A 7,458-nucleotide genomic window follows, 5' to 3' on the forward strand; every position below is an offset into this window, starting at 1 on the left:
CTTTGCCGTGGGATACATTTAATATTTCATCCTTCCAATCAAGTGCCATAACCATTGCCCTTGCAACATCCTTGACATGAATAAAATCAAACTCAGAATTAATATCATGATGCAATTTAATTGGCATACCTGTCACAAAACCCATTACCATGTCATATATAGGGTTTTTCTTCATCCCTTTACCATATAGACCGCTTGGTCTTAGGATTACATACTCAAATCCTCGCTCAAATGCATACTGTTTTATATATAGTTCACCCACAAGTTTGCTCACCCCATAAGGCCCTGACACCTTAGTGCTGCCAACAGGGCTTTCCTCATTAGAATTATATAGGTCTTCATAGACAAGAGCTGTTGAAATATAGACTATCTTCTTAATTCCGGCTTTATATGCAGCCTCTAATACATTAATTGTTCCTATTGCATTTATCTGAAAATCTTCAACAATCTTTTCTCTTGCCATATAAATTCTTGAGTTAGCTGCAAGATGATAAAGCACATCTCCTGATGGAAAACTTATAGAATTGGTAATATCAATTTCTTTACTGCTAAGAGATATTACATCCTCCACTTTATTTTTCACCATCTCAACAAAATGGGTCCCTAGAAAACTCGTAGCACCTGTAACTATAACTTTCACTTGAAAATACCTCGCACTCCCATGTTTTCTATAATATTCATCGGTAGATATAAAAATATCTTTAGTCTCAATTTAAAAATAAGCAATACCTATGCCAAAAATTGATATAGGGGTATAAAATAAATCCGCACCTGCCTGTGCCAGCACGGCAGACAGGTACAGAGCGTCAGAACAAAGCATGACCCATGCTTCGCATGGGTACCCCGGGCGCGACGAAGCGAGGAGAGAGGCGTATTTTCAGCATACGCCGCAGCGACCTGTCTGCGTGCAACGCACAGGCAGGCAACGCAGGTATGCGAAGTTATGACGCTCTGTATAGAAGAAGGATGTGCCTAGGGGGTTGATGTTGGTTTTACAACCTACTCAATTCAGATATCGTTAAGAATGGGCTAGAACGAGTGGTAATTGGAAATTACTAATAAAGATGATTACAACTGCACAGTGTCAAAACTTTGAATCTCTATTCTTGAATTGGACATTTTCCAGCATCAAAACTATATTCTAATAGAAGCCTCAAACCTATTTGCAGCGTCGTGATGATGGTAGTTGAAGGTTTCACGAATGCCCTGCCTGCCTATCTCTGCCCACCCTGCCTTCAGTTCTTTTAACAATAAAATAACAACCCCAATAGACTCATGGTCATTCTTAAGGTCAGCGTTTGCTATTTGCCTGAGCATGTAATTATACAGTTTCTCCAAGTTTGACGCTATCTCTCCTCCTGCCTTTTTATCCAGCGAACATAATAGTTCTGAAACAATGGCAGAGGCTTTATTAAGATATAACGATTTGCCGGGTATATCCTTTATATAAATCCTGTCCCTCGCTATATCAAGAAAGTTGATAGCGCCTTCGTAAGTCATTTGTATATTTATCAATCACCTTTTGAATGCCCTTTTTTCTTACAGTTACAGAGCCTTCAGCAAAATCTGTTATGTCATCAAGTTCATCGTATAATTTCTTTGCCACACCTGCAATCCCTGTTGATGTATTATCAATAAAGAGCGCCCTTGTGTCGCTATAGTCAGATGTAAGTTTACTGCCTAATGTACCCTCATCCAGAGTAACAGTGCCGTCTCTGTTTGTCTTTAAACCTACCTGTGCCATTACCTTTGTATCATCAGCAAGACCTGATATGGCAGAGGTGTATATCGTCCTGATTCTTCTTATTACAGAATCTGTCGTGCCTTCATTGTAAAGTGGCCCGCCTTTCTTTTTATCTGAGTCGTATTTACTATTATCATTTATATATTTAATTGCTTCACTGTAAGCATCTGTCATTGCCTTTATGTTTGCCTTGATGGTATCTGTATCGTTTTTAACAGTCAGGGTATATGAGCTGCCGCTGCCAGCAGCCTTCTTTAGAGTAAATGATACGCCTGCAATAACATCTGTTACTGTATTGGAACTTTTTGTAACAGAAAGACCATCAACCTTAAATGCGGCATCCTGTGCTGATTGAAGTGTAGTTGTGCCGCCTGTGCCGCTCGTGTTGTCAAGGTCAAGGATTGATTCATCCAGTCCTACGGTTATACCCCCTGAACTTCCTGAAGTTTTGCTTGTAAGCACGAGACGATATGGTGTAGAGGCATTACCATCATTTATTATTGTGCCTGTGACTGTTAAGAGAGAATTTGCTGCGCTCTGTGTAGAGTTTATTGCTGATACAAGCCCCTCAAGGGTCAGGTTAGAAGATGCAGTTATTGTTGTTATCTCAGCAGTACCACTTACTGTTACTGTATATCTAAATGTCTGCCCGCTGGCAAGCACTGTAGTCGTATCTTTATCTGCAAGGCTTTTTGCATTTACATTTGTAATCTTATTCGCCTGTGCAAGTGCAGTAATATCAGATATAACATAATTCCCGGCTATTGCATCATAAGAGGCAGAGGCAGATAGAATTGTGTCATCAGTCACCTCTGCCGATTTGACATCAAAGGTAGAGGCATCCTTTAATTTCTTTGCTGCTGACTCTACTGTGCCCAATTTTGTTGAAAATGTTTCATAGGCGGCCACTTTTGATTGATAATCGGTCTTCTTCTCATTAAAACTATTAACCCTCTTTTTCTCTACTGACACCAACTGTTCTATCAGTTGTCCATAATCAATACCGGATGTTAGTCCTGTAACACTAAAACCAGCCATGTTTATGCCTCCTTATCAAACAGGATGCCCTGTATACTCGTAAGTTTTTTGGAAATATTCAATATCTCTTCAGGCGGAATCTCTCGGACAACATCCCCTGTTTTAGCATCAATAATCTTTACCATAATCCTGTTTGTATCCCCATCCACCGCCATCTTGACCTCACGATTTAGAAGACCCTGAAGAAGGTCTGCTGCAGCATCCATCATCTTTTTTTTAAAAACCTCTTTTCTCTCTACACGAACATTATCGCCTGTCTTATCCTCTGAAACCACAGTTGAAGGGATATTTTCTTTTGACGGCTTACCCTCTGTTCTGGCTGGAATAGCAACCATTATATCTTTTATAGGCTGAACTGACATGTTCATCACCTCTTTTTTTTATACTTGAAGGCGGGAGGGGACAGCCGCCCCTCCCCTGCAAACTTATTCTAATACACTACCCTTTTACTTCAAAAGGGTAAGGACTTGCTGCGGCAATACATTGGCCTGCGCAAGGACTGATGTTGCTGCCTGTGTTATAATCTGGTTCCTTGTAAACTTCGCTGTTTCAGAGGCAAAATCAGCATCTGTTATACTGCCTACCGCTGCATCATAGTTCTCTGCTGTAGATGTAAGGTTGGAAATAGCAATACTAATCCTGCTCTGTTTTGCACCAATATCGCCTCTCCATGTAGCAACAAGTGCGATAGCGCTGTCAACCTGTGTAAGCATTGACTGTGCAGCTGATACTGAATTGATGGCTGAGAAAGTACCTCCATGTATAGTTAGCGCACTTGCGTCAGCATTAGAAATAGTAAGACTAATTCTGTCATTTGCAGTCACATTCTGGAAACCAATCTGGAAACTCAATGCATTTGCAGATGCAGAGATACTTCCATCAATAAGTTTCTGACCGTTATACTCTGTAACATCAGAGATTCTGTCAATTTCGCTCATTAACTGCTGGAATTCTGAATTCAGGGCATTTCTCTCATTTGTGCCAAGTGAACCATTTGATGCCTGTTCTGACAATTCTCTCATCCTTTGCAGGACATTACCTGTCTCTTTGAGGGCTCCGTCCGCAACCTGCATAAGGTTTACACCTTCATTGGCATTCCTCACTGCCTGATATATGGAACGGGAGTGAGATTTTAATTTTTCGCTGACTGCTAAACCTGCGGCATCATCCGATGCCCTGCTGATGCGCAGTCCCGAAGAGAGCCTTCTGACGGAACTTGAATACTCATCATTTGCCTGTGAAACATTTCTTTGTGCGATAAGTGAAGATATGTTGGTATTAACTGATAGTGCCATGGTTTTATCCTCCTTGATTTTTAATGAGTTTTTTAACTCATTTGGCATCCGTGCCGGTTATTATTTTTGAAGGCATCCTGCCCAGTCATTTATCTATCTACCCTCCTTTCTGACCATTATTAGCATTTGCCTTTGCTATCTATATCGGCAAAAAGGCAAATAACTTTAGGGGAATTGTAACCAAAAAATGCGGTTGTATTTTTTGGGATATTATCTTGATTTAAACAATGGATATTTTATAGAAAGGTCTTCATCATCAAGGACAATCTGCCTGCCTGTTCTGGAGGACAGGTTTACAATGAGGGGCGCCCTTAAATTGGCTGTTGCTTTGGATGGAGTATCTTTTGAAATGGAAACTATTACAAAGACAATAAGGTTTTCTGAATCTGGCTCTCCCAAAGCCGCAACCTCTTTTTCCTTAACGGCTATGTGGTAATCCTTGTTTGCAAGAACCGGGTCAATTACAATAAATGCTATGCAGGGTTCATCCACTGCCTGAAGGCACATAAATGGAATATCCTTTTCATATTCCATTACAATAAATCTCTTCATATCAGGAAATCCAAGCAAACCACAGGAAAAGGTTATGATTTTATCGGCTTCTACCCCAATATCACCAAAGACAACAGATTTAAAATTTATAATATCAGGCATTAACTGTGCGCTGTCTCCCTTATTGTCAACCTGTATTCTCTTTTGAACTATCTCACTACTTGTGATTACATGAGTTTGCATATACATTTATTTCTCCTTGTCAGATTCTTTCCATAGTCCTAAAACCTTGTTTAAATCCATTATTGTTATTTCTGCTGCCCTCTTATTTTCTTCCTGTATCTTCTGGTATATCTCATCTCTATGTATTTTAACCCCATCTGGCGCTGATATACCAAGTTTAACACTGCCTTCTTTTAAATCTACAACTATTATCCTTATATCATCACCAATCCTTATACCTTCACCCGACTTCCTTGTCAGTACTAACATAAGCCCTCCATGGCATGATCGGTAAGCTGTGAACAGTGAACCGTGAGCTGTGAACCGCTTACTGCTTACATCTTACTATATAAACTTAAATATATTCAATTCATCTACCCTTGCAGCAACAGTGAGTAAAGCCTGAAGTGTGGTCTGCTGCAATGCCAAGTCTGTTGCAACCTTCGTGATATCTGCATCCTCAATGCCTGAAACCAATATCTCAAGTTCAGCAGTAAAACTATCAAGATAATCCGCCTGCGACCCTAATGCATTTCCCCGCGCGCCTATCTGAGCAATTATATTTGTAATCTGAGTGCCGGCATCATCAAGTTCATCAATGGCATCCTGAATACCTGTTATATCATTGGATGTGAGGGCTGTTTTAAAGTCATCTACTATCTGATATACATTCACACCGCCTGAAATCCCCACACCTCTAAAAACCTTATTTCCTGTTACGCCATAGGTATATTGATTTGACTCCCCTGTAAAAAGGGCAGTCTCATTATTGTCGCCTGAATATGCACCGCTTGAATCAAACGGCACTGTGGTAAACTTATATCCTGAAAAGATATACCTGCCGCCAACACTTGTATTGCCAATCGCGAGCAACTCATCATAAAGGTCGTTCACCTCTGATGCAGTAGAGAGCCTTGTTGCTGCAGTGGCTGTCCCTGATGATTGACTTACTGCCAGTTCCCGAAGTCTTGAAAGTGTATTCTCAACACTTGAAAGGCTGGATTCGGCATTGGTAAGATAACCCTGTGCAGACTGCACATTTCTGGAATACTGCGTAACACGGGCAAGCACCTTCCTCAAATCAAGTATATTTGACATGGCAACAGGGTCATCAGACGGCCTGTTTACCTTCTTGCCTGCAAGCATCTCCTGTGTCTTTAATATATCTTCACTGGTTCTGGATATGTCTCTTGATGCAGTATCAAAAAGCATTGCATTTGTTACACGCATAACTACCTCAATAGATTCATAAGGGTACTAAGCATATCATCCACGACTGTTATCACCTTTGCAGCAGCCTGATAAGACTGCTGATATTTTAGAAGACTTATCCCTTCTTCATCAAGAGAAACGCCTGATACAGATTCTCTGTAAGATTCCAATTCCTCCAAAACCAGAGTTTGTGCATCATTATTAACCCCTGCCTCGCTGGCAGATACCCCAATATCAGCAACAAGGCTGGTATAATAACCGCTGAATGTAGCAGTGCCGTTTGCCATTACATTTGAACCCTCAAGTTCAGCCATATCTATTGCATTGACATTGCCTCCCGGCAGTGTTGCAGTGCTTGTTGCAGCGGCAAATTTATTAGGGTCTGTAACAGCAACACCTATATTTTGGGCAGCATCCTTTGTCCCACTTACCCTGAATATATCCCCTGACTGGGGAGAACCTGTGCCATTTGTAATTACCGCCCTGAGCCCTTCAAAATCAATATTAGCGCCTGATGCGTAACTATTGCCTGTGGATACAATTGTGTCCTCTGTTGTATTGACAATGTTAAAGGAGGAGCTGCCTGTAAATCTGATTTCATAATCATCAAGGGTTAAAGATGAAAGGGTTTGAACAGAGGCGCTTGCAGTTGCCCCGCCTGTATTTGAACTCATGGTGGTAATAGTCGGCGATAGCGCTGTAAAAAAGTTGTTGCCTGTAGAACTGTCAAGCCCATAACCAGCGCTGTGCAGGGCATTAAACTCCTTTGTGATTGATGCTGATAAAATATCAAGCCTTGTTAATGCATCTTGAAAATGAGAATCCCTTGCTTCAATAAGTCCCTTGAGTTTGCCTGAAGATATGTTGTTAGTTATATTGTGGTTTCCAAGCATGACATCATAGTAATTGTTATTACCGGTATCAGGCGATACACTTAATGAAGAAGTGGACCCGCCTGCTACCAAAAGATTACCGCCTGCAGCAAGAATGGTCATCTGTTGACTCTGTGCATCTTCAAGCACTGCTATATCTATCTTGTCTGCAAGTTCTTTTATTAAAGAATCCCTTTCATCCCTTAAATCATTCGCCTCCTGACTTCTTCCTGCCTCTATTTCCTGTATCTTGCCATTTAGAACAGCAATGCGGGATGCAAGACTATTTATCCCTTGCACCTCGCCATTAATCTTTGATTCAAGATTTTCTATCTCATCCCTCACCCTTAAATCAAGGTCATTTATCCTGTTTGTCAGTGTCCCTGCCTTGCCTAAAAGCACTGTCCTTGCAGAATAACTTGATCCATCATTTACCACATCATGGAGTGCATCAAAGAAATCATTTAAGACATCAGCCATGCCTAATCCCTGAGAATCATTGAATATCCCTTCCAATCTTCTCAAGGCATCTTCAAGACCAGAGTATCTTGCTTTTGACTCAGATGCATTAAATATCTGTGTA

Annotated in this window: 9 protein-coding genes; all 9 read right to left on the minus strand. The window is 40.9% G+C overall.

What is annotated here, in order from left to right; genetic code table 11:
- Positions 1–640: SDR family oxidoreductase (locus HZC45_06665; GenBank protein ID MBI5682828.1), on the minus strand; the 640-nt coding region annotated here is incomplete at its 3' end.
- 494 nt (positions 641–1,134) lie between these two features.
- A complete protein-coding gene (gene fliS / locus HZC45_06670) occupies positions 1,135–1,500 on the minus strand; it encodes a flagellar export chaperone FliS (GenBank protein ID MBI5682829.1) in 366 nt (121 codons plus the stop codon).
- Positions 1,469–2,782, minus strand: coding sequence for a flagellar filament capping protein FliD (gene fliD, locus HZC45_06675; GenBank protein MBI5682830.1), 1,314 nt, complete (start codon positions 2,780–2,782; stop codon positions 1,469–1,471). The genes fliS and fliD overlap by 32 nt, the downstream gene beginning before the upstream one ends.
- A 2-nt stretch (positions 2,783–2,784) precedes the next feature.
- Positions 2,785–3,144 (minus strand): flagellar protein FlaG, encoded by a 360-nt coding sequence (locus HZC45_06680; protein ID MBI5682831.1) that lies wholly within the window; start codon positions 3,142–3,144, stop codon positions 2,785–2,787.
- Between the two features lie 84 nt (positions 3,145–3,228).
- A complete protein-coding gene (locus tag HZC45_06685; protein ID MBI5682832.1) occupies positions 3,229–4,077 on the minus strand; it encodes a flagellin FliC in 849 nt (282 codons plus the stop codon).
- 210 nt (positions 4,078–4,287) lie between these two features.
- Entirely contained in the window at positions 4,288–4,818 is a 531-nt protein-coding gene (locus HZC45_06690) for a flagellar assembly protein FliW (GenBank protein MBI5682833.1), read from the minus strand.
- Positions 4,819–5,061 (minus strand): carbon storage regulator CsrA, encoded by a 243-nt coding sequence (csrA, locus tag HZC45_06695; protein MBI5682834.1) that lies wholly within the window; start codon positions 5,059–5,061, stop codon positions 4,819–4,821.
- Between the two features lie 75 nt (positions 5,062–5,136).
- Entirely contained in the window at positions 5,137–6,021 is an 885-nt protein-coding gene (gene flgL, locus HZC45_06700; GenBank protein MBI5682835.1) for a flagellar hook-associated protein FlgL, read from the minus strand.
- Between the two features lie 2 nt (positions 6,022–6,023).
- Positions 6,024–7,458 (minus strand): flagellar hook-associated protein FlgK (gene flgK / locus HZC45_06705; GenBank protein MBI5682836.1); only part of this gene is annotated, 1,435 nt, incomplete at its 5' end.

Source organism: Deltaproteobacteria bacterium (assembly GCA_016223005.1).
Classification (GTDB): domain Bacteria; phylum Desulfobacterota; class GWC2-55-46; order UBA9637; family GWC2-42-11; genus JACRPW01.

What these genes read in the sequence shown, in the direction of transcription:
- HZC45_06680 (MBI5682831.1), bottom strand. Translation starts at nt 3,144, where the DNA reads ATGTCAGTTCAGCCTATAAAAGATATAATGGTTGCTATTCCAGCCAGA.
- fliS (MBI5682829.1), bottom strand. Translation starts at nt 1,500, where the DNA reads ATGACTTACGAAGGCGCTATCAACTTTCTTGATATAGCGAGGGACAGG.
- flgL (MBI5682835.1), bottom strand. Translation starts at nt 6,021, where the DNA reads ATGCGTGTAACAAATGCAATGCTTTTTGATACTGCATCAAGAGACATA.
- csrA (MBI5682834.1), bottom strand. Translation starts at nt 5,061, where the DNA reads ATGTTAGTACTGACAAGGAAGTCGGGTGAAGGTATAAGGATTGGTGAT.
- HZC45_06690 (MBI5682833.1), bottom strand. Translation starts at nt 4,818, where the DNA reads ATGTATATGCAAACTCATGTAATCACAAGTAGTGAGATAGTTCAAAAG.
- fliD (MBI5682830.1), bottom strand. Translation starts at nt 2,782, where the DNA reads ATGGCTGGTTTTAGTGTTACAGGACTAACATCCGGTATTGATTATGGA.
- HZC45_06685 (MBI5682832.1), bottom strand. Translation starts at nt 4,077, where the DNA reads ATGGCACTATCAGTTAATACCAACATATCTTCACTTATCGCACAAAGA.